Origin of the sequence: Arcanobacterium canis, assembly GCF_029625435.1 — a bacterium.
Taxonomy (GTDB): Bacteria; Actinomycetota; Actinomycetes; order Actinomycetales; family Actinomycetaceae; genus Arcanobacterium; species Arcanobacterium canis.
The window spans coordinates 1,113,781-1,138,332 of sequence record NZ_CP121208.1 but is presented as its reverse complement, the minus strand read 5'-3'; the positions used below and the strand labels follow the sequence as shown (position 1 = coordinate 1,138,332).

The window sequence follows — 24,552 nt, the reverse complement described above, 5'->3', positions numbered from 1 at the left end:
GAAGAGCAATGTACTCTCTGGACAACAACGCAACCATCAAAGTTGTGGGTGTCGGTGGTGGCGGCGTCAATGCCGTTGATCGCATGATTCAAGATGGGCTCGCAGGCGTCGAGTTCATCGCTGTGAACACTGACAACCAGTCACTGGTCAAGTCTGAAGCTGAGATCAAACTTGATATCGGTCGCGATGTCTCGCACGGTTTGGGAGCTGGAGCTGATCCATCTGTTGGCCGTCGCAGCGCCGAAGAGAATAAAGATCTCATCGAGCAGTCGCTTGAAGGTGCTGACATGGTCTTCGTGACCGCAGGTGAAGGTGGAGGAACCGGTACTGGTGCAGCCCCAGTCGTTGCAAAGGCAGCTCGTGATCTCGGTGCCCTCACCGTTGGCGTTGTTACACGCCCCTTCTCCTACGAAGGCCTTCAGCGTTCGAATAACGCGACCGAGGGAATCAAGGAATTGCGTGCGTCAGTTGATACGCTGATCGTCATTCCTAATGACCGACTGCTGGAGATTTCCGACGACGACATCTCTGTGATCGAAGCGTACCGCCTTGCTGACGAGGTACTGCGCAACGGCGTCAAGGGTATTTCTGACCTCATTACTCAGTCCGGTGAAATCAACCTCGACTTCGCTGATGTCAAGGCGATTATGAAGGACGCGGGTACCGCGCTCATGGGTATTGGCTCAGCCTCCGGGCCTGACCGCGCACTGCGCGCAACCGAAAACGCTATTTCGTCGCCGTTGCTTGAGGCGAAGATCGATGGCGCACATGGTGTTCTCCTTGCATTCACCACCCCGAAGGACTTTGGCATCAAGGAGCAGGCGGCAGCGGCTCAGCTCGTCAAGGAAGCCGTTGACCCGTCAGCGAATATCATCGTCGGCCAGATCATTGACGATTCTCTTGGCGACGAAGTCATTGTGACCGTGATCGCTGCTGGTTTTGATGAGGAAACTGATTACCTTGTGCCTGCAGAAGAGAAGCGCACCCCGGGATCGGTTCGTGTTGAGGCTCCCGCTCCGGCCGCTCCTGGGCCAGCGGCACCCGTCATTGCCGAACCTGTGATCACTCGTCCAGTGATCGCTGAACCTGCTCCTGCGCCAGCACCGGAGCCTGAGCACAAGCGTCCAGATCTCGATATTCCACCGTTCCTGTTCGACGAGTGATCGAAACCTCGTGATTTCTTGTCCACTGCGGGCCTGGAGAACCAGGTCCGCAGTACTTTTATCGCCCTAAAATAAAGGTATGGGCGTGATGGAATTACACAGTGTGCGTGGTGAGCAGGGGATAATCACCTATGGATTTACCAGTCGACGTGGGGGAGTATCGACCGGTGAATACGGGGAGCTGAACCTCGGCCCACACGTAGGCGACAGTGCAGAAGCTGTTGCACTCAATCGGCAGATCGTTGGACGAGAGTTCAGTGAGCCTATCGTCTGGATGAACCAGGTTCATTCCGATGTCTATCGGTGTGCGTCACAGGCCATGCAGATCAATGGCGCACTTACCGTGGGCGATGCTGACGCGGTGATCATTGAACATGGACAGGCTGCGGCAGTGATGGTTGCAGATTGTATTCCATTGATCCTCCTGGATGTTACTGGCACCCGTGCTGCCGTGGTGCATGTGGGACGAGCAGGCCTAGAAAAAGAAATTGCGCTAAAAGTACGTGAGGCTATGTGTGAACGTGGCACTGCGGCGTCGGCGATTCGTGGGATTGTGGGGCCGCATATCTGCGGACGATGCTATGAAGTACCTGCCGATATGATGTATGCCATCGGTTCGCGCTTTTCCCGTGCGATTTCGCAGACTAGTTGGGGTACTCCTGCTCTTGACCTCTCTGCCGGGCTTGCTGAGCAGCTTGGCATGGAACTTGATATCAGTCGCTATTGCACCCGAGAATCTGAGCTTTATTTCTCACATCGGCGGTCGAGTACACTCGGAAAACAAGCAGGACGATTTGCTGGAATCGTTGAAGTGGCAACACACCCAGGTCGCTTCCACGAAGAGTTGCCGCAGCTGTCATAGGTTAGCGGTAGCAAACTTTAGGGAGGACACCATGGGATTTCTCGATCGACTCGGCGCAAAAGCTGCTCCGACTGACGATATGTACGATGACGAGGAGTTTTACGACGAAGAGGAATACTTCGACGATTCCGACGTTGCTCAGCTTCACCCTGTTGCAACGAATGATATTGCGCGCATTGTCACGGTGTGGGTCTCGTCTTACCGTGATGTGAAGGATTTTGCTGTCGAGTTCCGAAACGGGCTTCCAGTGATTTTGAACCTTTCCGATGCTGCCGACGCTGAACGTGCTCGCATCGTCGATTTCGCGCTTGGATTGTGTTTTGGCTTGGCCGGGCAGTTCTCACGCATTTCTGAAGACGTCTTCCTCCTTACGCCACATGTTGTGAAGCTTGATTCACGTGGCGACGACAACACTCACGATTTCTCCTGATGGCTTTATTCGGATATTTACTTTTCTGGACAATACAGATTTACCTGTGGGTGTTAATCGCCCGCGTGGTACTGGATTTGGTAGGGATGCTCGCCCGTGACTGGACTCCAACGGGAGCGCTCGTGGTGATGGCGAATGCTGTGTATCGAGTAACAGATCCTCCCCTGAGATTTCTCGGACGTTACATTCCGCCGCTGCGTTTTGGCGCAATTGCCTTTGACATGGGCTTTCTTGTCCTCTTCTTCGGATTGCAAGTCCTTGCCCGTATTGTTTTTTGGGTTTTTTAACTTTCGTACTGTTACCGAAATGTGATAAACCTAAGCCGTAATGAACGTGGAAACACTGCGCGCTCACTCGTGGTCGGGTAGTCTAATCCACGTAACCCACGTTATTTCGAGACCGACGAGGTGAAAACCAATGGCACAGCTTCTGACTGAGACTGACGTTGTGAACATGCGCTTTAAGGAGCCCCAGCGCGTCGAAGAGGGCTATGACCAGGATGAGGTGGATTTCTTCCTCGATGAGGTCGCATACTCGATCACTAAGTACCGCGAGGACACCGAAAAGCTCAGGGCTGAGCTTCAGGCTGCTCAAGCTCGCGTCACTGAGCTCGAGAACCAGGGTGCCCAGGCTGTTTCGGCTCCGGCAACCGACGCTACTTCGACTGCTGCTCTTGCCTCGACGCCGAACATGAGTGAAGCACAGAGCGCGACGGGAATGTTGTCGCTTGCCCAGCGTCTTCACGATGAATATGTGGCAAACGGCAAGGCTGAATCGGAGCGTATCGTGTCTGAAGCTGAGGCCGAAAAGACCCGTATCATCACCGAAGCAGAAGAAGTACATAATCGTACCCTGACGAAGCTCGAAGAGGAGCGTTCCGTTCTCGAACGCAAGATTGCTGAGCTTCGTGAATTCGAGCGCGATTATCGCACTCGTCTCAAGAGCTACCTTGAGTCGCTTCTTGCAAACGTGGATTCGAAGGCTGAGCAGAAGTAATCGAGTCATTAACTTCATGAGGGGGAGGGGATCACTGGTCGCCTCCCCCTTGTAGTACCCTAGTGGAGTGAAACTCCGTAACTTTCTTGCCGCAATGTTCGTTGGCGTTATTTTGGTAGTCATCGATTTTGCTACCAAACAGTGGGCTCTCAGTGCTCTGAGCGACGGACACACTGTATCGCTTATAGGTGACATCATCGGGTTGAAGCTGATTTTCAACTCTGGAGCAGCTTTTTCTTTCCTCAACGGACACACCTGGATTTTCACCCTTCTCGCTACGGGCGCAGTTCTTGCGCTACCAGTGGTGGTGTGGAAAAACAAACCAATGTCGATCAAACTCACTGTTGCTGCGATTTGGGCTGGGGCACTGGGCAATCTCATTGATCGTCTTTTCCGAGAACCAGGTTTCCCCCAGGGGCATGTTGTCGATTTCATCAAATACGGAAATCTCTTCATCGGTAATTTTGCTGACATTGTTCTGGTTGTCGCTGTGGTTATTTTGATTGTCATGCTCGGGCGGGAGGACGCCCGTCAAGGGGGCGAAAAGTGAGCACGTATCTTGTTCCTCCGGGGTTCGATGGCAACCGTATTGACACAGTGCTCGCGTCCTTGACAGGTTTATCCCGCTCGAAAGCTGCAGAGCTTGTGGCGAGTGGGAAAGTGGAAGTTGATGGCCGAATCGTCGGGAAATCTGAACGTGTCACGCAAGGTGCCCTGATCGCCGCTGAGCTTGCGCCACCGCCGTCGTCGCAACCACAACCCACACCAATCGATAACCTGGACTTGCTCTACGAAGACGCGGATATTGTGGTGGTCGATAAGCCAGTTGGAGTGGCAGCACATGCCTCGTTAAATTTCGAAGGCCCCAATGTTCTTGGTGCGCTTCTGGGAGCAGGAATCACCTTGACGACATCTGGCCCTCCTGAACGCAAAGGGATCGTTCATCGTCTCGACGTCGGTACGACAGGTGCGATGGTGGTGGCGAAGTCCGAGCGTGCTTACACAGTGTTGAAACGCGCTTTTAAAGAGCGCACAGTGACGAAAGTCTATCACGCTCTTGTTCAAGGACATCCGGATCCCTTATCAGGAACGGTCGAGGCACCCATCGGACGTGATTTTCGCCATCAGTGGAAGATGGGGATTCGAGAGGACGGCAAGTGCGCTGTCACTCACTATGACACTCTTGAAGCAATGGCCGGTGCTACCTTGGTTGAAGTCCACCTAGAAACTGGGCGAACTCATCAGATTCGTGTCCACATGAGTGCGATCAAGCATCCTTGTGTCGGCGATGAGATGTACGGCGCCGATATGGTACTGGGGCAGCGGTTGGGCCTTACGCGCCAGTGGCTCCATGCGGTGCGGTTAGGCTTTGCGCATCCGATCACGGGTAAATATATGGAAGTGACATCCTCATATCCCGCCGATCTGCAACACGCATTGGACATGATGAGAGAGGGGTTGCTATGAAGATTGAGCGTGTGAAAGACGACATTGTTGGCCTGCGTCGCACCTGAGTGATTCGCCACGACGTGTTCGTTGATGAGCAACAAGTTCCGATTGAAGAAGAGATCGACGATCTCGACCTGGATCCGAGCACACTCCACGTTCTGGCCGTTGAAGATGGCGCCGAACTCGGATATGAGGTTGTTGATGGGCGCTCATATTGCGATGCGGGAATTCCTCACCAAGAGATGAAACTGAGTGTGGAAATCTCACGCTGAAACCCGCCATCAGCACATTGGCGTGGCGTTCCTCGCAGACGAACCTGAGTAGAAAAAGTAAGCTATCATCATGGCCGATTTCGCTCATCTTCACGTCCACACCGATTACTCGTTGCTTGACGGCGCTGCAAAAATTAAGAAACTTGTTGCCGAGGTCAAAGCGCAGGGTCAAAGCGCAGTTGCCATCACCGATCACGGCTATATGTTCGGCGCGTATGAGTTCTACAAGACAGCAACGGACGCAGGAATTAAACCAATTATTGGCGTCGAAGCGTACATGACTCCGGGGACATCACGTTTTGATAAGACACGCGTGCAGTGGGGCACCGAGGCGCAACGAGCCGACGACGTCTCTGCCCGTGGCGCCTATACACACATGACACTTCTGGCGGAAAACAATACTGGCCTCCACAATCTCTTCCGGCTCAACTCGCTTGCCGCTACCGAAGGTTTGATGGGCAAATGGCCGCGTATGGATCGTGATCTTCTTGAACGCTACCATGACGGAATTATCGGCACGGCGGGTTGCCCTTCGGGGGAGATTCAGACACGCTTGCGTCTGGGCCAGAAGGAAGAAGCGTACAAAGCTGCCGGCGAATTCCAAGATATCTTTGGCAAAGACAACTTTTTTGTCGAGATTATGGATCACGGCATCGAGATTGAGCGCCGCGTTCAAAAAGATCTTCTCGAATTGGCGCATTCGATCGGAGCTCCGATCATTGCCACAAACGATTCGCACTACGTGCGCCAGGAAGATGCACGCATTCAGGACGCGATGTTGTGTATTAACTCCGGATCAACACTGATGGATCCCGACCGATTCAAATTCGACGGTTCAGGATACTATCTGCGATCGACCGCTGAAATGAGCAAACTCTTTGGCGAAATTCCTGGCGCGATCGATAACACCTTGTGGATTGCTGAGCGTTGTAACGTTTCTTTCCGTACCACCGACGACGGCGCCAACTACATGCCGGCATTCCCTGTGCCAGAGGGGGAAGACGAGTTTACGTGGTTTGTGAAGGAAGTCGAGAAAGGCTTGCACTGGCGCTATGGGGAACATATTCCCGACGATGTTCGTGCTCGTGTCGATTACGAATCACAAGTCATTCTGCAGATGCGTTACCCTGGTTACTTCCTGGTGGTGTCAGATTACATTCGCTGGGCACGCGAACACGGTATCCGCGTAGGGCCAGGACGTGGATCAGGTGCAGGCTCAATGGTGGCCTATGTTCTGGGAATTACTCAGCTTGATCCGATTAAACACGATCTGCTCTTCGAGAGATTCTTGAACCCTGAGCGCATTTCAATGCCCGATATTGACGTGGACTTCGACGATCAGCGTCGCGAAGAAGTCATCAAGTATGTCGAAGAAAAATACGGTAAAGACAAGGTTTCTCAGGTAGTGACCTTTGGAACGATCAAGGCCAAGCAATCGCTGAAGGATTCGTCGCGCGTTCTGGGGTACCCCTACGAAATGGGTGATCGTTTAACAAAGGCGATGCCTCCCGGCGTGATGGGTAAAGATATTCCGGTGAATTCGATTTATGATCCCAAGCACCCACGTTACGCCGAAGCGGTTGAATTCCGCGAGACTGTTGACAACGATCCAGATGCACAAAAGGTGTTCGAACTGGCAAAGGGCTTGGAAGGTCTTGTCCGACAGACAGGTGTACACGCTTGCGCCGTGATCATGTCGTCCGCTCCGTTGTCTGACGTGATCCCGATGATGAAGCGTGCAGCAGATGATGCAGTGCTGACCCAGTTTGAATATCCGCAATGTGAGGAACTTGGTCTGGTCAAGATGGACTTCCTGGGCTTGTCCAACCTCACGGTGATCAACAAAGCGCTGGAGAATATTCGCAATAACGGTAAAGAACCGCCCGATATTGACGCCATTGCGCTTGATGACAAAACAACCTTTGAGATGCTTGCGCGTGCCGAGACTCTCGGCATCTTCCAGCTCGATGGTGGCGGAATGCGTACTCTTCTCAAACAGATGAAAATCGATACCTTCGACGATATTTCCGCTGTGTCAGCGCTATATCGTCCAGGGCCAATGGGAGCGAATTCTCATACAAACTACGCACTTCGTAAGAATGGGCTTCAAGAAAAGACGCCGATTCACCCAGAACTCGCTGAGCCTCTTGAAGAGATTCTCGGGCCTACTCACGGTTTGATCGTCTTCCAAGAGCAGGTGATGCGAATTGCGCAGAAGGTTGCTGGCTTTTCTCTTGGACAAGCAGACGTTCTGCGCAAGGCCATGGGAAAGAAGAAGGCCGAAGTTCTTCAACAACAGTTTGCTAGTTTCTCCCAAGGAATGCTAGACAACGGATATTCCAAGGAGTGTATCGACACTCTGTGGGAGATCCTTGTGCCATTCTCGTCCTACGCGTTTAACAAGTCGCATTCGGAAGCTTACGGTTTGGTGTCATACCAAACCTCGTATCTCAAGGCGCACTACCCAGTGGAATTCATGGCGGCGTTGTTGACATCGAATGCCTCGAACAAAGCGAAAGTCGCTACTTACCTGTCTGAATGCCGTCGTATGGGGATCAAGGTGAACGTCCCCGATGTCAACGAGTCTATGGGGGACTACTCGGCTGTTGGTGAAGAAATTCGCGTGGGGCTGGGGTCGGTCCGCAGCGTTGGGACTCAGGTAGTTGAAGGCATTATTAGTGCGCGTGAGGAAAAAGGACCCTACACATCGTTTCAGGATTTCCTCGACAAAATTCCTCAGGGAGCCTGCAATAAGAAAGCACTTGAGTGTCTGGTCAAAGCTGGCGCGTTCGATTCTCTTGGAATTAATCGTCGCCCGCTGTTGACGATTATCGACGAAGCTGTGGATACTGTTTCGAGTGTCAAGAAGAACGAAGCGGCAGGACAGTTCGATCTTTTTGCTGATCTTGGTGGTACTCAGGCCTCGCAGATTGGAGGCGGATTCACCGTCGAGGTTCCGAATTTGCCGGAATGGCCGAAGAAGGAAAAACTCAACTTCGAGAAGGAAATGTTGGGGCTATACGTTTCCGATCATCCCTTGTCGGGGATGGAAGCCTATTTGAACCGGTCAGCGGATCACACGGTGGTGGGCTTAGTCTCGGATGAAGGCATCGCCGACGGCGAGCAGGTGACGATTGCTGGCCTGATCACGGGCGTCCAAACGCGGATCTCGAAGAAAAATGGGAAGACGTGGGCAACTGCCACCATTGAAGACCTCACAGGTTCGATTGAAGTCAATTTCTTCCCCGCAACCTATCAGCAAGTCTCTTCGATGCTTCGTGTAGACCAGGTTGTTCAGCTGACGGCCCGTACATCGGTACGAGACAGTGCGCTGCAGCTTAATGCACGTGAGATGCGGCTGCCAGCCCCTGGGGATTTGGACGCGAATGCGCCAATCGAACTCAAGATTGCTGAATCGATGCTCACAGCAGAGCTCGTTGATCGTTTGGCAAGTGTGCTCAAGCGCTATCCGGGCAACGCTCCTGTTCGTGTGCAAGTGCGCAGAATTGATCGCACAACGATTATTCAGCTCGGTTCCGCATTCGATGTCAGTCCAGATCCATCGTTGTATGCGGATTTACAAGTCCTTCTCGGACGTGGCTCGATTATGCGAGGCTAATGAATGAAAAGATGGGCACGGGGAATCCGTGCCCATCTTTTCAACACTCTCATGCTCTCTCACGTGATCCCACGCGAAGAGCCACAACTTCGCCGTCCAATGTTGTGGCGGAGACGACGTCGCCTTCGGCAAGTTTGTGGCGGCGTCGCGTTTCGACGTTACCGTTCACGCTAAAGGCTCCGGAAGAAATAGCTTCGGCAGCCTGACCACCTGTTTCGGTGAGTCCTGCAAGTTTAATGAATTGACCTAGCTCAATCGGGAGCTTTACCGGGAAAGTTTCCATGTGCTCATTCTTGCGTTTTTACCTGCAAGTGACAAATGCGTGTTTATCTGGGAGAAAGTTATCTTTTGTTTTGCCGATATGTTGTGTTTTGATAAGGCACTGCGGAAAGTAGAGAGAACAAGGTGAAGGAAAAGTCTCAGGCATTGAGATGGGAAAGAGCTGGGTTTTATCTGAGGAATTGTTTGTAGTACGGTGTTGTTTGGATTTCAATTGAACACGTTTGAATGAGAATCGTGTCCATTCATACAAATATTTACGCCTGGCGTAAATTGAAGGGAGGGGGAGTTAGATGCGAGCATTTTCTGCGGAAGTCTCGACAACTGACAGCCGAAAAATCAAACTTTTTGCTCTATTTGCAACAATGGGGTTTGTGATTGCGCTGGTGTTTGCGCAGACTTTTGCATACGGTGCAGATCCAAAACCGCAAGCTTTGAAAGATCAGTATTCTGTCACGGTGAAAGACGTTGTCAAGCGCGTTGGTGACACTGTGCAACGCCAAGAAGTTGTTGATGCAGTTTCAACTACTGCGACTGGGAAGTCACCTGTGGTAAAAGCAATGGTGAACTCTTATTTAAAGAGGTTCCCATTTACCATTGAAAAGCCGGGTCACTACACATTCCCTGTGCAGGTTACATACGCCGACAAATCAATCAAGCAGGTCAACGTGAAGGTGAGAACCCCGCTTTACTTCGGGCAAATCAAGGAAGTTGATGAATCTGGAAACTCTCTTTCTTTCTTGACCCCAATGACCGAGGGAAAGTATCGCGCTTCTGAGGTAACGAAAGTTCTTGATGAGCAACTTGAGAAATTGACGGGGTACGCTTTCGTCAAGCTTGAAACCATCGAGAACTCAGATACCAAGAACGTCACTTATCGCTACCTTGTGAAAGAAGTTCCGGCGAAGCCGGCACCGAGTGCTGAGCCGACGAAGGAAGTTGATCCGAAGCCGGCACCGAGTGCTGACCCGAAGCCAGAAGTAACCGCTCCGGTGTATTTCGGGCAAATCAAGGAAGTTGATGAGTCTGGAAAATCTGTTGCTTTCCTCTTTAATATGGAGGACGGTAAAGCAAGTGGTTCTGAGGTAACGAAAGTTCTTGACAATGAACTGGACAAGCTCAATAGCCAAGGCTACGAGTACGTTGATTATGAGGTTGTGACAAGTGAAGATGGTAAGAACATCACTTATCGCTATCTTGTGAAGAAAGTTCCGGCGAAGCCGGCACCGAGTGCTGACCCGACGAAGGAAGTTGATCCGAAGCCGGTTCCGAGTGTTGAGCCGACGAAGGAAGTTGATCCGAAGCCGGTACCGAGTGGTGACCCGACGAAGAAGGCTGATCCGAAGCCACAGGCGAAGCTTGCCACTCCGCAGCCGAAAGCTCAGCTGCCGTTCACAGGTGCCTCTGTCGGAATCTCAGTACTAAGCGCATTGGTGCTTGCTGTTGCTGGTATGGTTGCGCTTGGGTTGCGTCGCAAGGGTGATCTTGCGTAAACCTAGCTGAAGGTAAAACAACCTTCTACACAAAAGGGTGCTCCTTGAAATTGCCTTTCAAGGAGCACCCTTTTTGGCTAATAAGCCCAGTTTTCTTTAAAGTCCATGGAAGAGCGCGCGATTACCGCAAAGTTGTGGATGAACTTTTATGGCGCACAGGGGGTTGCTTAAAGCTAGCCAGCCATGTCTCTCTTCATGAAGATAGGTAGAGAGATCGTAAGGATTTCAGTTATGACATTTGCGATAAATTGCGTAACTGACCAATACAAGAGCCAGCACACTCGCCACAAGAACAATCGGATTAGCGGCAACTGCTAAAATTACGGCCTGCCAAGCTGCCCACCCAATCGTTGAATAAATTGTTGCCCACATCAAGGCACCTGGAATAACCGTAAGTGTAAAGAATCCCCACGTAATACCGATAACTCCGGCACTAAACATGATCGCTGTTTGGAAACCAACTGTTAAGAATCCAAGAGGAATTGCCGGCCACCCGCGTCGGCGGAGAAAATCCATCGCGTGCTCAACAGAAGGAGCGTGGGAGAATCGCCACAGATTTGCGCGCCACCCATGGGGTGCCTCATCAGCACTGATTGTCAGCCTACGCGCAAAACGTCCCAGTAAGTAAGTAGCGTGAGCACGAGCTGACGCGCCAAAAAACAAGAAAAGAAAAACCCAGATAATCGGGCCGTTCGCGAGAAAATTTTTCAGCCAATCAACCATGGGCCTGTGCAAGCTCCTTGGAGCATTTCGCACACAATCCCCAGACTTCGAGCGAGTGGCTGGTCTGGCTGAAACCATGTTCAGCGGCAACCTTGTCTGCCCATGATTCGAGCATATCGGTCTTCAATTCAACCGTTGTTCCACATCGGCGGCAGACCAGGTGGTGGTGATGATCATCAGCGCAGTAACGGTAATATGCAGTCTCAGAGTCGCCTGGGCGAATCACATCCACGAGACCGCCCTCAGCCATGGTCTGGAGGTTGCGATAGACTGTCGCAAGCCCGATCGCAGAACCTTCTGCCGCAAGCATGTCATGGATCTCCTGAGCGGACTTGAACGCGTTCGTCCCTTTCATCAGGTCAGTGATCGCCGTGCGTTGGCGAGTCATTCGCTGAACCATATTCTCTCTTTCGGTCTGGGAATGTACTGAAAGCAATATTACGCGTGAAAAGACGCGACGCAAGAGGGCGGATTGCCGCGACGATGGTGTAGAGGATGATTGCGTAAATGACGATTGTTGCTCCGGGGCTCCAGGGTTTGACGTAAGTCGTGGTTAAACCAGCAAGTGCCACCACGACTCCCACTCCCATCGCAATATGCATGGTGGCGCGGAAGGATTTGGCAACCAGCTGAGCGATCGCTACCGGCACAATCATTAAGGCGGACACCATCAGAGCGCCGACGACGCGCATCGACACAGAAACAGTGAGTGCGGCTGTTACTGAGACTAATGCCGACAGAAGCGGAACATTGAGTCCTGAAGCGCGAGCATGTTCTTCGTCGAGACAGAGGACAAAAAGTGGTCCACGCAAGCCCAGCCCTACGGCAAGAATGAAGAGGGTGAGGGCAAAGGTCCAATAGACATCGGACTCACGAACCGTAGAAATTGAACCAAAGAGATAGGCGTTGAGATTTGCTGTGGTACCGCCAGCGATTCCGATCAGGAGAACGCCACCGGCAATGCCTCCATAGAAAAGAATTGCGAGCGCAACGTCGCCGGCTGTGTGTCCTGAAGATCTCATCCATTCGATTCCCAGCGCTCCGAGCACAGAGGCTACGACAGCGCCAGGAATAGCCCAGGCCTCGACACTCGCAGCATTCGCTGCCGAAGCAGCGAGCCATCCGAGCGCAACACCGGTCAGGGCGATATGACCGATCCCATCACCCAGCAGGGTGAGGCGACGTTGAACCAAATATGTGCCGATTACAGGGGCAGTCAGTCCAACGAGAATCGCGACAATAAATGCGCGTTGCATCAGTGGCGACGAGAGCATTTCGTAAATCATTTGACGGTTCCTCCCATATGAGGGGTACGAAAGTGGGGAGCAACGTTCGCATGTTCGTCGAGGTGCTCGCAGTCGGGAGACATCGTGAAGGAACTGATGCGTCCATCGTCGAGAACGAGAGTCGAATCGATGAGTGATTCAAGATCGTAGAGCTCGTGCAGGATCAGGACAATCGTTGCTCCGCGACCGCGGGCGTCGGCAAGCGTCGTAGTAATTTTCTCGCGGGAAGTGGAATCAACTCCGGCGAAGGGCTCGTCGAGAACAATCAAGTCAGGATTCTTCACCAGTGCCCGGGCGATAAGAACGCGTTGCTGTTGCCCACCGGAAAAAGTTTGAACTGAGTCGCCTGCTCGGTGCGCCAGTCCTACTTGTTCAAGAGCGGCAAGAGCTTTTGCTCGTGCTCCACGTTGGGGGAGAAGATGGCGGCCGTAAGTCATGCCGCTCATCACAGTCTCCAATGCAGTCGATGGAACTCCGGATGTTGTCGTGACGCGCTGAGGAGCGTATCCAATCCGGCCCCAATCGATATGTGAGCGTTGCTGGATGGATGTGCCAAACAGGGTGATGCTCCCTGACTCTATGGGGTGGATACCGACGAGGGTCTTGATGAGGGTTGTCTTGCCAGAACCATTTGCGCCAAGAACGGCGAGTGTTTGACCGGTAGTGACGTCGAAAGAAACGTCTTTTAAGATCCGAGTTGCTCCCAACCTCACATTAAGGTTGGCAACATCAATCACGTGCATCATTCTTCTCCTAGAAAGATCAGGGCGTGTCTAAGCCTCGGCTTAGGCACGCCCTGATTCTATTGATCGAGACCGATCACTTGCACTTCATAGCGTCCTTGAGGAGCTTGAGGTTGTTCTGCATGACGGCAATGTAGTCCTTAGACTGGTCCAAATGCGAGACTGCCGGGTCGAGGAGCTGGACGGTTGCGCCTGCTTCCTTTGCCACGGCTTCAGCGCCCTTCTTCTCAGATTCAGAGGTAGCGAAAATAACCGTCGAGCCAGCCTTCTTCATCGTATCGGTGACTTCCTTCACACGAGCTGGCGATGGTTCGGTATCAGGATCAATACCGGCGATACCAACCTGGGTCAGGCCGTTCTCAGTTGCGAGGTAGCCGAAAGCCTGGTGTGTCACCACGAAGGTGGTGGACTCACACTTCTGTGCGTTCAAGGTGTCCTTGTATTCCTTGGCGAGTGCGTCGAGCTTGCCCTTGAGTTTCTCGCCGTTGGCCTTATAGGTCTCAGCATTGCTCGGGTCGATGTCAGACAGCGTCTTGACAACTGGTGCAACTGCAAGCGCCATACGCGACGGGTCGGTAAAGAAGTGGGGGTCAAATGCGCCGTGGTCGTGTCCCTCGTGGTCGTGTCCCTTGGCATCGTGATCATGGCCCTCAGCTTCGTGGTCGTGATCCTTGGCGTCGTGGTCGTGTCCCTTGGCGTCGTGGTCATGTCCCTCGTGGTCGTGATCTTCGGACTCGGCGTTCGGGCCGAGCTGTTCTGGGGTCAGGAGGTTAACGGAGTCGCCAATATTGACCACAGGCTTGATCGAGACATTTGATGCAGCTTCATCGATTGCCGAGGAGAAACCCTTGATATAAAGCATGGCCTTGGTCTTCTCGATCGAGGACACATCGGCTGGTGAAACTTCAGCGTCGTGAGCGGAAGCACCTGGTGCAGTGAGCTCATTGACCTTCACCTTGCCACCCGAAACTTCATTGACGAGGTACTCAATCGGGTACATCGACGTCGTGACCGAGACGGCGTTGGCGGGTGCCGACGTCGTTGAGCCTGCCTTCGGTGTAGAAGAAGAGCAGGCGGTGAGGGACATTGCTACTGCGGCAGTAAGCGCCAGAGATTTATTCAACTTCATGAGAATAATTCTTGGTACTACTATCGCGTCATGTCAACTAAGGCGGTACTTACATGCCGGAAGCAACATACCGCTGGTGAGAGGAACAAATATGCCGGGTGCCCATATAATAGGGGCATACGTCGGTGATCCGGCGATGCGGCAAAGGTCCGCCACTGCATCATCCAGATGCAGAAAAGAAAGGAGCACAACGCATGGCCAAACCGGCTCCATCGCGTCTCGACAACGTCATCTCGCTCGCAAAGCGCCGCGGCTTCGTTTTCCCCGCAGGTGAGATTTATGGAGGCACACGCTCGGCATGGGACTACGGCCCGCTTGGGGTTGAACTCAAGGAGAACATCAAGCGCCAGTGGTGGCGCGCAAACGTCACCGCTCGTGAAGACGTCGTCGGCCTCGATTCGTCGATCATCCTTCCGCGTGAAGTGTGGGTAGCATCTGGGCACGTCGCAACCTTCTCGGATCCTCTCATCGAATGTCAGTCATGCCATAAGCGCCTTCGTGAAGACGAACTCAAGGAAAACTACGCTGCCAAGCACGGTGCTGATGAAGCCGACGTCGAGATGACCGAGGTGCCCTGCCCGAACTGTGGCACTCGCGGTCAGTGGACTGAATCGAAGCCCTTCTCTGGCTTGCTCAAAACCTACCTTGGCCCGGTCGATGACGAAGCTGGCCTGCACTACCTGCGCCCGGAAACTGCTCAGGGAATTTTCGTCAACTTCAACAATGTGCTCACTGCTGCGCGGAAGAAGCCACCATTCGGCATTGGTCAGGTTGGCAAGTCTTTCCGCAACGAAATTACCCCAGGCAACTTCATCTTCCGCACTCGCGAATTCGAACAGATGGAGCTTGAGTACTTTGTAAAGCCTGGTGAAGATGAAGCCTGGCACCAAAGCTGGATCGATGCGCGCCTTGCCTGGTACAAGGATCTCGGAATTAAAGAAGAGAATCTCCGCCTGTATGAGCACCCCAAGGAGAAGCTCTCGCATTACTCGAAGCGCACAGTAGATATTGAGTACAAGTTTGGGTTCCAGGGGAGTGATTGGGGCGAGCTTGAGGGAATTGCTAACCGTACTGACTTCGATCTGTCTGCTCATTCGGAGGCATCTGGCAAGAAGCTCGAATATTTCGACCAGGCGACCGGTGACCGTTACACGCCGTACGTCATTGAGCCTTCTGCTGGTCTGACCCGTTCGCTCATGGCCTTCTTGACCGATGCTTACACAGAGGACGAGGCTCCCAATACAAAGGGGGGAGTGGATAAGCGCGTTGTCCTCAAACTTGATCCACGTCTTGCTCCCGTGAAGGCAGCAGTCCTGCCGCTGTCGCGCTCGGAGAAGCTCTCGCCGGTGGCAAAGGAACTTGCGGCAACCCTACGCAAAAACTGGAACATTGATTTCGACGACGCCGGCGCGGTTGGTCGTCGTTACCGCCGTCAAGATGAGATTGGTACACCTTTCTGCATCACTGTTGATTTTGATTCTCTCGAGGACAATGCTGTGACAATTCGCGACCGCGACACCATGGAACAGATCCGTATCCCAATGGGCGAGGTCGAAGCATTCCTCGCTGGAAAGCTCATCGGAGCTTGATGGCTCATCACGTGAACGTGCCCGGCGAGGAAATCCCTCTCGCCGGGCACGGGCATTCCCACGGCGCAGTTAATCTAGAACTTTCAAGTCATGATCGACGTCGCGTCCGCGCCATTCTTGCCGCAATTGTTATCCCGATTGCGCTCGCGGTCGCTGTGGGAATGGTACTTTTGTGGCCGAGTGGAGCAAGCAAAATCGGATCAGTGCCGCTCACCTCGTCAACAACGTCACAAAAGATTGCGGAAGTAACCTCGATCGCGCACAAACCTGACGATCTCGGGCAAATCAAGGTGACAGCAACGGTTGATGGAGCGCAAGTGCCGATTCAGGTACCTTTTGATATTGCGCTTAACGGCATCAGCGTCGGTACCCACATCAAAGTGTTGTTTCAGCCCTCAGGGTTGGAGGGCGGTACACCCTATATCTATATGGACACAGTGAGAACAGTCCCGCTCGGGGTTCTTCTCGCCGTCTATCTTGCCGTCGTTCTTGCAGTTGCCGGCAGGAAGGGACTAGCAGCGATCATTGGTCTCGCCTGTTCGTTGGCAGTGGTCGCATTCTTTATGCTTCCAGCGCTAATCGGCGGATCTTCGCCTTTATTCGTGGTTCTTACTGGTGCTGGCGCCATGATGTTTGCATCGATCTATTTGGCGCATGGAATCTCCATTCGCACCACGACTGCTGTAGTAGGAACTTTTGTCGGCTTGGTGATCACGGGGGCAATTGCCGCGTGGATGATCCGGTGGGCGGCAATGTCGGGAACAGCAACTGAAGAGTCGATCGCACTTTTGACTCAAGTTCCCGGACTGAAAATGAATCAGATCCTCTTGTGCGGAATTATCCTTGCCGGCCTTGGTGCTCTGAACGACGTGACGATCACGCAAGTCTCAACCGTTTGGGAGCTGCACAATGCGAATCCACGAGCCGGACGTGGCCAGGTGATAAAAGCCGCAATGGCAGTGGGACGCGATCACATCGCTTCGACCGTTTACACGTTGGCATTTGCCTATGTGGGAACTGCGCTCCCACTCTTCATGGCCGCTTCCCTCATTGACCGATCAGTTCTTGATCTCTTGACGATCGCGCAAGTGGCTGAAGAAATTATTCGTACATTGGTTGCCTCCATTGGACTTGTTCTTGCAATTCCGTTGACGACGGCGCTGGCTGCCATTCTGGCACCCGTTGCACCAGGGAAATCGCGTGTCGCACGCGGCGTTGCTGGCGTTGTCCACGACGCCGATGTGAATGTTCCCGCTCCGGTCGCCACTGTCGATCAGCTCCAGGACCTCGACACACCAGAAGGAAAACACTGATGATTCAACTCCAAGATGTCACCTTGGGAACAAACATCATGCTCGCACCTATGGCCGGTGTGACGAACCCACCGTTTCGTCAGCTGTGTCGTGAATTTGGCGAGGCAGGGGCACGCGCTGCTGGGCTCGACGTCGGGCCTGGAGAGCGGACGGATGGAACTATTGCCCCCACCGGTCTGTATGTCTGTGAAATGATTACCGCACGTGCTCTCGTTGAGCGCAATGCCGAAACCATGATGATGATTCAGCCCGATCCGGGGGATCCTGTACGATCGATCCAGCTCTATGGCGTCGAGCCAAAGGCGATGTACGAAGCGGCCCGGATTCTCGTCGCTGAAGATTGGGCAGACCATATCGATATGAATTTTGGGTGCCCGGTTCCAAAAGTCACTCGCAAGGGTGGGGGTTCCGCTTTACCATGGAAATTTGATCTCTATGAAGCTATCATCCGAGCTGCACGCGAAGGTGCGACGGCGGGGGCAAAGAAGCGTGGGCATCGTATTCCTGTCACCACGAAGTTCCGTATTGGAATCGATGCGAATCACGAAACCTTCGAGGAAGTCGCCCAAATCTCGAAGCGAGTCGGATTGGATGCGCTGACACTACATGCTCGAACCACTGTCGAACATTATTCAGGCAGGGCACACTGGGAGCGAATTTCCCAGTTGAAAGAGATGACTGATCTGCCAGTCTTCGGCAATGGTGATGTATTCGAAGCCGAAGATGCACTGTCGATGATGAAAATGACTGGCGCTGATGGGGTGGTCGTTGGCCGTGGCTGCCAGGGGCGTCCCTGGTTGTTCTTCGATTTGGTGGCTGCGCTCAACGGATCATCTGCGCGTTATGCACCGACCTTGAGCCAAGTTGCTGATGTGATCATGCGTCACGCTCAATTGTCGATTGACCACTTCGGTGGTGAGATGCGCGCGATGCGCGAAATGCGTAAGCACATTGGCTGGTACCTCAAGGGCTACTCGGCGGGTGGCGATATTCGGCAAAGGCTTGCCCTCGTTGAATCCTACGATCAACTTGGAGAAATTCTGTCCTCACTGGATCTCTCCCAGCCTTACCCAGATGACGCTAAAGGTAAGCGCGGACGCACTGGACACGCGAAGAAAGCGCATTTGCCGGATCAATGGTTGGAATCGCACTTCCTCTCAGAAGCTCAACGTGAACGAATTCATGAGGCAGAGATCGGCATTTCGGGCGGGTGATCATACCGTCATCCACACCACGTCGCCGGGAGGAAGAATAAGGTGCTGATCGTCGTTGGCAGAAGGAAGCTCGATACGTGAGGACATGACGACTCGCTGACGATGCACTTCAACGTTATCCCAACCGAAGTTAATCATGACCTCGATGTTCTTGTTGAACAGTGACACGATTCCTTGCCCCGCTCGCGAATCATCGACTGCCAGATTCCCCTGAGGAAGATTGGCGCTCTGACGTAGGCGGAGGGTGTGGCGTGTTGATGGGCTACGCGAAATCACGCCCTGTTCGAAATTCGCGATTCCTGGGAGCGCAAGGAAAATCAACGCAACAGCGGCGTCGGTGAGTCGGCCCGATGCCGCGGTAATCGACGAATTTGTGATCATCCATGACGGCACCATGCCTGATTCACTGAAGAACCCAAACGACTCGTGAAGTAGATCGGCAATATTTTCAGGAGTGAGCGGATCCTTCATGTAGGGCAGACGCGCGATCGGGACATAGTTGTTTGGCACAGGAGGGGCAAATGAGCCGCCCTCATTGGTGATCAAGCCAACCGAAAGGAATCCTTCATCAATTCCCGTTTGCTGAGCGAGGCAGACGAGGCGCTCAAACATCATCGTTGGCTCTGTGGAATATCCAGCGTCAAGACCGATACCGATCGAAGAAATTGCCTTCCAGTACTCAAGTGCGTCGAGAATTTCGTCATCACTGTGGAAGTCGGCATCAACTCGGCCAATGAGGAGCAGATCGCGCTTGTACGCCATGCGTGCGAGTTTGACGAGATCCACATCAAGATCAACAATCGGCACGGAGATCGTATTGATTCCGAGGCGAGCGGTACGTTCAATAAACTTTTCAGGATCACTCGTCAGCTGTCGGTGTGACGCACGGAACCACACGTTTCGTTTGAGATCACGTGCGTTTCGCGGGCGCGTATGGATCACTGTGTAACTAGCTGACATTGCTGACCTTTCCCTCACCTCCACTATTGTGACACGGCGAGCGGTTAAAGTAGAGCTGTGAACTACTCTTCGAACGATTTGGCACGATTTGTCCCAGAGGAACCGAAAAGCCCGTGGCGTAGTGATTTTGAGCGCGATCGGGCGCGTTTGATCCACTCCTCAGCACTGCGTCGTTTGGGAGCAAAGACCCAAGTTCTCGGGCCGGAAGCTGATGATTTTATTCGAACCCGCCTGACCCACTCACTCGAAGTTGCTCAGGTGGGGCGGTCGCTGGCGAAGAACCTCGGTGCTGACCCCGACGTCGTCGAGACTGCCTGCCTTGCGCACGATCTCGGCCACCCGCCATTCGGACACAACGGCGAACAAGTCCTTGACGTTATCGCGAGCGATATTGGCGGGTTCGAAGGTAACGCACAGACGCTGCGAATTCTCACCCGTCTCGAACCGAAGCGCTTCGGTGCCGACGGCGAACCTGCCGGATTGAATTTAACGCGTGCAGTTCTCGACGCCACCGTGAAGTACCCATGGTATCGACACAGCGGGCCAGCGGGGGATGCAAGTCCGAAGTTCGGAGCTTATGCTGATGACGCGCCCGTTTTTGAATGGGCTCATCAGGAGCACGGGCAGGTCAAGAGCGCTGAAGCTCAGATGATGGATCTTGCTGACGACATCGCCTATTCAGTCCATGACCTCGAAGATACGATTGTTCGCCGGGCAATGGTCCCACAAGATTTCGCAGCTCAGGGTGTCCGCGAATGTGACAGCGTCGTTGAATCGACATTGGCCTGGTACGGGACGAAGATTTCCGGAGATGAACTCGATGCTGCTGCTCAGCGTATATTCGCGTTGCCTAGCTGGCCACAGGTGTTCAATGATCAGCTTCGTGATCTCGCTCAGCTCAAAGACCTGACATCGGATCTGATTGGACGATTTGTTTCCGCTGTCACAGATGCCACACGTGCTGAGATCGGCTATATGCCGCTGATTCGTTACGCAGGCAATGTGGTGGTTCCGCGCGATACGCTTGCTGAGATATTTTTTCTCAAGGGGATCGCGGTTCACTACGTGATGGCACCGCGAGAACACGAGCCAATTTTCTTCGAGCAGCGCACGATGTTATTTGATCTTGTTGACGCGTTCAGCGAGACTCCCGAGAGTCTTGAGCGCCCGTTCCTTGACGCTTATCAACGCGCTTCCAACGACGCGGAGCGTTTGCGTGTTGTCGTGGACCAAGTGGCGTCCCTCACTGATCAATCTGCTCGTGCGTATCATGCGACATTGGTGGGCTTCTTGCGTCACTGATATTGAGATGAGTCCACAGGTAGCGAACCGCCTCCACAGCGAAGCACCTGACCAGTTAAGATAAGCGCTATGGCAGGGTTAATCAAACAAAATTCGCTCGAAGAGGTGCGTAATCGCGTCCGCATCGACGAATTAATCGGCGAATATGTCTCGCTCAAGCCTGCTGGAGTTGGATCGCTGAAAGGGTTGTGCCCTTTCCACGACGAGAAGACCCCGTCGTTCAATGTTCGTCCGCAGATGGGATTTTTCCACTGTTTCGGGTGTGGACAAAGCGGAGATGCCATTACGTTTATCGAGAATATCGAACATGTCAGCTTCGTTGAAGCAGTTGAATTTCTCGCTCGTAAGGTGGGGGTGGAACTCGAATACGAAGAGGGCAGTGCACAACGCCGGGGGCCCTCCGACGTCACTCGTGCTCGCCTGATTGATGCGCACCGAGTGGCTGAAGATTTCTATGTCTCGCAATTATCGAGCGCTGAAGGCGCTCCCGCACGCGAAATGCTCGCTGCTCGCCATTTCGATCCGGAGGCGATCATTCACTTTCGCGTGGGATATTCACCTAATTCGTGGGATGGTCTGCTCACTCAACTCAGGAAGCGGGGATTTACTGAAAAGGAAATCGCTGCTTCAGGATTAGTGACTCAAGGAAGTCGAGGGGTCTATGACCGCTTCCGGGGTCGTGTGATGTGGCCGATTCGTTCGGTAACGGGCGAGACTATCGGTTTCGGTGCGCGAAAGCTCCTTGATGACGATGGTGGTCCGAAGTATCTCAATACCCCTGAAACTTTGCTCTACAAGAAGTCACAGGTGCTCTACGGCCTCGATCTCGCAAAGAAGTCGATCGCCACCGAACGCCGGATCGTCGTCGTCGAAGGCTATACCGACGTGATGGCGGCGCATCTGGCCGGTGTAACGAACGCTGTTGCGACGTGTGGCACCGCGTTTGGACATGAACACGTTAAGATTGTGCGAAGATTAATGGGTGATTCTGCGAATCCTGCGGCCGGAGTCATTTTATCGAGTGGGCGAGCCTACGGCGGAGAGGTGATCTTCACTTTCGACGGTGACAGCGCAGGTCAAAAAGCTGCGATGCGTGCTTTCAAAGAGGATCAGAATTTTGCCGCGCAGACGTTTGTTGCGGTGTCACCTGGAGGTTTAGATCCGTGTGATTTGCGAATAAAATACGGTGACGAAGCAGTGCGTCAGCTTGTGAAGGAACGCGAACCGCTCTTTGCCTTTGTTATCCGGTCAGTTCTTTCAGAATTTCCCCTCTCCACAGCTGAAGGACGTTCCGCTGGCTTGCGCGCTGCAGCGCCTGTCCTTTATTCGATCCGCGACCGCGTGCTGCGTGGCGAGTATGTGCGGCAACTCGCCGGCTGGCTAGGTATGGATGAACACGTGGTGCGGGGAGCCGTGCATGATGCTTCCCGCTCACATGCTCAAATTCCTCTTCTGACTGAGCATCAAGAAGATGACGTTCATGTTCCTGTGTTAGCGGATCGGCGTTTGCTTCGTGATCCAATCGAACGCATCGAACGTGAAGCACTTGAGGTTATTGTCCAGCTTCCGGTTCTTGCCGTTGCTGCAAATGCCGGTCAACTACCTGCTGCCTCATTCCAGGTTCCAGTGCATCGAGCGATTTTCGATGCGATTCGTGCTCAAGGCGGCCCGAGCCAAGCGAAGACGTATGCAGATTCACTTGTCGAGTCAGGTATGCCTGCAGGCGATGCGGAGAAGAAAGCAGCTGGTCGTTTTGTCGAGCAAGTCACGAGAACAGCCGATGACGTTGTTCGGCGCGCGATTGTTCAGCTCGCGGTTGAACCTTTGCCCCAAAGCGAAGTGGAAGATCCGTGGCCCTATGTGAGGGGCATCATGATGAGCCTAATCCGTAGTGGAATTACTCGCCAGATTGCAGACGTCCGTTCGCAGATGCAACGCACGGACTCTCGTGCTCCAGAACAAGAGGCACTGTTTAACCGGCTAATGGAACTTGAAGCGCAACGGCGACTTTTCGTTGAAGAAAACTGAGCTTTCCTGTGGCGTATGTGATGGGGTCAGAATGAGTAATCGAGTTGGGATCTAGCGCCTCGAATAGGGAAAAATTCGGTGATCGGGTAATATCTTATCCGCGCCCCCATAGCTCAGATGGTTAGAGCAGGGAACTCATAATTCTTTGGTCCCGGGTTCAAGTCCTGGTGGGGGCACATTGCCGGCGTCTCGTCAGAGGCGCCGGCTTGTGATTTTGAGGGAAGATTTTTATCCCACTAGCATTTGATCGTTAGACTGGGAAGGGTAATTCTCAGAGAGGGGCTCATATGACGTCGCAGGCCGAATCGCCACACAAATCGACGGCGAAGACTTTTGTTGCGTCGATGTTGTTCCTGGTCGTCGTCGGCACCGCCGTCGTCGCGTATCTCTTTTCTGACTCGGGGAAATTTGCTCGTGACTGCTCAACGCAAGTCTCCCTCGCCTCAAAATCTCAAGAAACGGCGGCCGAGGGTGTACGTGAAGCCGATCGTGCTTTACAAGATGCGGCCAGCGTTGATGTGGGTCCAGGGATTGTCAAAATCACGTCAGATCTGATCGCCGCCAAGAATACTTTGCAACGCGTCAACGGAATCACGGTTCGCTGCATGAGCACCACTGATCTTGAGCAATTGACGAAACAAAACGCCGCGATTACGCAGGCCGCTGAGACGGTCAAACAACAAGCTGCGAAAATTGCTGAGCGGATAGAAGAAGTCCAGACAGCGTCGGCACTTTCTGATGCTCGCCGTCTCATGACATCAATGAAAACTGGTTTGTCGGTGATTCGTTCGCGTGCTATCAAGCAACTAGCGCGTGTCGAACGCACACCTGCGCTCGCAACATTCGAGCAAGTCCACAGCGCCTACGAGAACCTCAAGAAAGCTGTCGATGAAGCGGCCACATTAGATATGTCTGATTCAGGAAAAACGCGGCAGGATGCGCAGGCGATTACTGATCGGGCGAATACGATTCGTGATGCAATCGATCAGATTAATCAACTCACGGGCGACACTGCGATGGTCATCGATGAAATTGAGCGGGCACAAGCTGAAGAAGAAGCACGTGTGCGAGCCGAAGAAGAACAACGGCGATTACTTCACGAGCATGAGCAGCTATACAGCCCAGATAGCCACAGCGGGCAGAATGATCACCCTTAAGCGTGGTCAATAATCGGTGCAAATACTGCTCGCGTGAGGGAGGCGAGATCGGTTGGGTTGAGTGCTACGGAGATCGACCGCTTGCCTCCAGACACAATCATTTGCGGTAATTCTTGAGCGTGGGCGTCGATCACCGTGGGGAGCCTTTTGTGCTGGCCCAGCGGAGAGATCCCACCCGTGACGTACCCTGTCAGACGTTCAGCTGCCGCAGGGTCCATCATCTCGGCCCGCTTGCCATGTACTGCTTTCGCCAGTGACTTGAGATTCAGACGATGGTTGGCCGGGACAACAGCGACCGTCGGCTTGCCATCGACAAGTGCAAGAAGGGTTTTAAAAACGCTTGCCGGATCAACGCCGAGGATCTGAGCCGTATCGAGTGCGTACCCGTCACTCATTTGTCGCGAGTGGGTGTATTCGAAGATCTCATGTGAAGTCGATGTGTTGACAAGGACATCGATTGCAGGGGTTCCACCGTTTTTCTTCTTGGCCATACTCTTATTGTAGGCCGGTTTTCGATGTGTCGTTGACACAGGCTGTGGATAACT

The 24,552-nt window shown here is 53.3% G+C and carries 24 protein-coding genes and 1 tRNA gene; 17 read left to right on the top strand and 8 right to left on the bottom strand.

What is annotated here, in order from left to right; genetic code table 11:
• Nucleotides 1–8 precede the first annotated feature (8 nt).
• From ftsZ to dnaE, 9 genes are all read left to right on the top strand, one after another.
• A complete protein-coding gene (gene ftsZ, locus P7079_RS05170) occupies nucleotides 9–1,163 on the top strand; it encodes a cell division protein FtsZ (protein WP_278012226.1) in 1,155 nt (384 codons plus the stop codon).
• A 79-nt stretch (nucleotides 1,164–1,242) separates the two neighbouring features.
• Nucleotides 1,243–2,025 carry a purine nucleoside phosphorylase YfiH/LACC1 family protein gene (locus P7079_RS05165; RefSeq protein ID WP_278012225.1) on the top strand — a complete coding sequence of 261 codons (783 nt, stop codon included), beginning with the start codon at nucleotides 1,243–1,245 and terminating at the stop codon, nucleotides 2,023–2,025.
• A 31-nt stretch (nucleotides 2,026–2,056) separates the two neighbouring features.
• Nucleotides 2,057–2,455 carry a cell division protein SepF gene (locus P7079_RS05160; protein ID WP_278012224.1) on the top strand — a complete coding sequence of 133 codons (399 nt, stop codon included), beginning with the start codon at nucleotides 2,057–2,059 and terminating at the stop codon, nucleotides 2,453–2,455.
• Complete coding sequence (locus P7079_RS05155; RefSeq protein WP_278012223.1) at nucleotides 2,455–2,742, top strand: YggT family protein; 288 nt, start codon at nucleotides 2,455–2,457, stop codon at nucleotides 2,740–2,742. The genes P7079_RS05160 and P7079_RS05155 overlap by 1 nt, the downstream gene beginning before the upstream one ends.
• 130 nt (nucleotides 2,743–2,872) lie before the next feature.
• Complete coding sequence (locus P7079_RS05150; protein WP_278012222.1) at nucleotides 2,873–3,451, top strand: DivIVA domain-containing protein; 579 nt, start codon at nucleotides 2,873–2,875, stop codon at nucleotides 3,449–3,451.
• 67 nt (nucleotides 3,452–3,518) lie between these two features.
• Nucleotides 3,519–4,001 (top strand): signal peptidase II, encoded by a 483-nt coding sequence (gene lspA / locus P7079_RS05145; RefSeq protein WP_278012221.1) that lies wholly within the window; start codon nucleotides 3,519–3,521, stop codon nucleotides 3,999–4,001.
• Nucleotides 3,998–4,918: an RluA family pseudouridine synthase gene (locus P7079_RS05140; protein ID WP_278012220.1), complete on the top strand. Its 921-nt coding sequence runs from the start codon at nucleotides 3,998–4,000 to the stop codon at nucleotides 4,916–4,918. The genes lspA and P7079_RS05140 overlap by 4 nt, the downstream gene beginning before the upstream one ends.
• Before the next feature lie 47 nt (nucleotides 4,919–4,965).
• Nucleotides 4,966–5,172, top strand: coding sequence for a GNAT family N-acetyltransferase (locus P7079_RS05135; protein WP_278012219.1), 207 nt, complete (start codon nucleotides 4,966–4,968; stop codon nucleotides 5,170–5,172).
• Nucleotides 5,173–5,242: 70 nt separating this feature from the next.
• Complete coding sequence (gene dnaE, locus P7079_RS05130) at nucleotides 5,243–8,791, top strand: DNA polymerase III subunit alpha (protein WP_278012218.1); 3,549 nt, start codon at nucleotides 5,243–5,245, stop codon at nucleotides 8,789–8,791.
• A gap of 49 nt (nucleotides 8,792–8,840) precedes the next feature.
• Here dnaE and P7079_RS05125 read toward each other — a convergent pair whose 3' ends face one another.
• Entirely contained in the window at nucleotides 8,841–9,074 is a 234-nt protein-coding gene (locus tag P7079_RS05125) for an RNA-binding S4 domain-containing protein (protein ID WP_278012217.1), read from the bottom strand.
• A 289-nt stretch (nucleotides 9,075–9,363) separates the two neighbouring features.
• On the opposite strand from P7079_RS05125, the gene P7079_RS05120 reads away from it, so the two are divergent.
• Complete coding sequence (locus P7079_RS05120; RefSeq protein ID WP_278012216.1) at nucleotides 9,364–10,563, top strand: Rib/alpha-like domain-containing protein; 1,200 nt, start codon at nucleotides 9,364–9,366, stop codon at nucleotides 10,561–10,563.
• A gap of 225 nt (nucleotides 10,564–10,788) precedes the next feature.
• On the opposite strand, the gene P7079_RS05115 is transcribed toward P7079_RS05120, so the two are convergent.
• The 5 genes from P7079_RS05115 to P7079_RS05095 all read right to left on the bottom strand — a co-directional run bounded on the left by P7079_RS05115 (nucleotide 10,789) and on the right by P7079_RS05095 (nucleotide 14,444).
• Entirely contained in the window at nucleotides 10,789–11,286 is a 498-nt protein-coding gene (locus P7079_RS05115) for a DedA family protein (protein ID WP_278012215.1), read from the bottom strand.
• A complete protein-coding gene (locus P7079_RS05110) occupies nucleotides 11,279–11,674 on the bottom strand; it encodes a Fur family transcriptional regulator (RefSeq protein WP_278012214.1) in 396 nt (131 codons plus the stop codon). The genes P7079_RS05115 and P7079_RS05110 overlap by 8 nt, the downstream gene beginning before the upstream one ends.
• Complete coding sequence (locus P7079_RS05105; RefSeq protein ID WP_278012213.1) at nucleotides 11,646–12,572, bottom strand: metal ABC transporter permease; 927 nt, start codon at nucleotides 12,570–12,572, stop codon at nucleotides 11,646–11,648. The genes P7079_RS05110 and P7079_RS05105 overlap by 29 nt, the downstream gene beginning before the upstream one ends.
• Nucleotides 12,569–13,318, bottom strand: a complete 750-nt coding sequence (locus P7079_RS05100) for a metal ABC transporter ATP-binding protein (RefSeq protein WP_278012212.1) — start codon at nucleotides 13,316–13,318, stop codon at nucleotides 12,569–12,571. The genes P7079_RS05105 and P7079_RS05100 overlap by 4 nt, the downstream gene beginning before the upstream one ends.
• A 73-nt stretch (nucleotides 13,319–13,391) precedes the next feature.
• On the bottom strand, nucleotides 13,392–14,444 hold the full coding sequence (locus P7079_RS05095; RefSeq protein WP_278012211.1) for a metal ABC transporter substrate-binding protein: 1,053 nt from the start codon (nucleotides 14,442–14,444) through the stop codon (nucleotides 13,392–13,394).
• Nucleotides 14,445–14,638: 194 nt separating this feature from the next.
• Between P7079_RS05095 and P7079_RS05090 the strand changes: the two genes are divergently transcribed.
• Genes P7079_RS05090 through dusB form a run of 3 tightly spaced genes read left to right on the top strand, consistent with a single transcriptional unit; the run spans nucleotide 14,639 to nucleotide 18,560 of the window.
• On the top strand, nucleotides 14,639–16,033 hold the full coding sequence (locus tag P7079_RS05090) for a glycine--tRNA ligase (RefSeq protein WP_278012210.1): 1,395 nt from the start codon (nucleotides 14,639–14,641) through the stop codon (nucleotides 16,031–16,033).
• On the top strand, nucleotides 16,033–17,346 hold the full coding sequence (locus tag P7079_RS05085; protein WP_278012209.1) for a YibE/F family protein: 1,314 nt from the start codon (nucleotides 16,033–16,035) through the stop codon (nucleotides 17,344–17,346). The genes P7079_RS05090 and P7079_RS05085 overlap by 1 nt, the downstream gene beginning before the upstream one ends.
• On the top strand, nucleotides 17,346–18,560 hold the full coding sequence (gene dusB, locus P7079_RS05080) for a tRNA dihydrouridine synthase DusB (RefSeq protein WP_278012208.1): 1,215 nt from the start codon (nucleotides 17,346–17,348) through the stop codon (nucleotides 18,558–18,560). The genes P7079_RS05085 and dusB overlap by 1 nt, the downstream gene beginning before the upstream one ends.
• Here the strand turns inward: dusB and P7079_RS05075 are convergent, their stop codons facing one another.
• Complete coding sequence (locus P7079_RS05075; protein WP_278012207.1) at nucleotides 18,561–19,520, bottom strand: hypothetical protein; 960 nt, start codon at nucleotides 19,518–19,520, stop codon at nucleotides 18,561–18,563.
• A 57-nt stretch (nucleotides 19,521–19,577) separates the two neighbouring features.
• On the opposite strand from P7079_RS05075, the gene P7079_RS05070 reads away from it, so the two are divergent.
• The 4 genes from P7079_RS05070 (at nucleotide 19,578) to P7079_RS05055 (ending at nucleotide 24,007) form a co-directional block, all read left to right on the top strand.
• Nucleotides 19,578–20,822 (top strand): deoxyguanosinetriphosphate triphosphohydrolase, encoded by a 1,245-nt coding sequence (locus tag P7079_RS05070; RefSeq protein WP_278012206.1) that lies wholly within the window; start codon nucleotides 19,578–19,580, stop codon nucleotides 20,820–20,822.
• Nucleotides 20,823–20,891: 69 nt separating this feature from the next.
• Nucleotides 20,892–22,850 carry a DNA primase gene (gene dnaG / locus P7079_RS05065; RefSeq protein WP_278012205.1) on the top strand — a complete coding sequence of 653 codons (1,959 nt, stop codon included), beginning with the start codon at nucleotides 20,892–20,894 and terminating at the stop codon, nucleotides 22,848–22,850.
• A gap of 102 nt (nucleotides 22,851–22,952) precedes the next feature.
• Nucleotides 22,953–23,026, top strand: a tRNA-Ile gene (locus P7079_RS05060).
• A 111-nt stretch (nucleotides 23,027–23,137) separates the two neighbouring features.
• Nucleotides 23,138–24,007 (top strand): hypothetical protein, encoded by an 870-nt coding sequence (locus P7079_RS05055; protein WP_278012204.1) that lies wholly within the window; start codon nucleotides 23,138–23,140, stop codon nucleotides 24,005–24,007.
• On the opposite strand, the gene ybaK is transcribed toward P7079_RS05055, so the two are convergent.
• A complete protein-coding gene (gene ybaK / locus P7079_RS05050) occupies nucleotides 24,004–24,498 on the bottom strand; it encodes a Cys-tRNA(Pro) deacylase (RefSeq protein ID WP_278012203.1) in 495 nt (164 codons plus the stop codon). The two genes, P7079_RS05055 and ybaK, sit on opposite strands and share 4 nt — an antisense overlap.
• Nucleotides 24,499–24,552 lie beyond the last annotated feature (54 nt).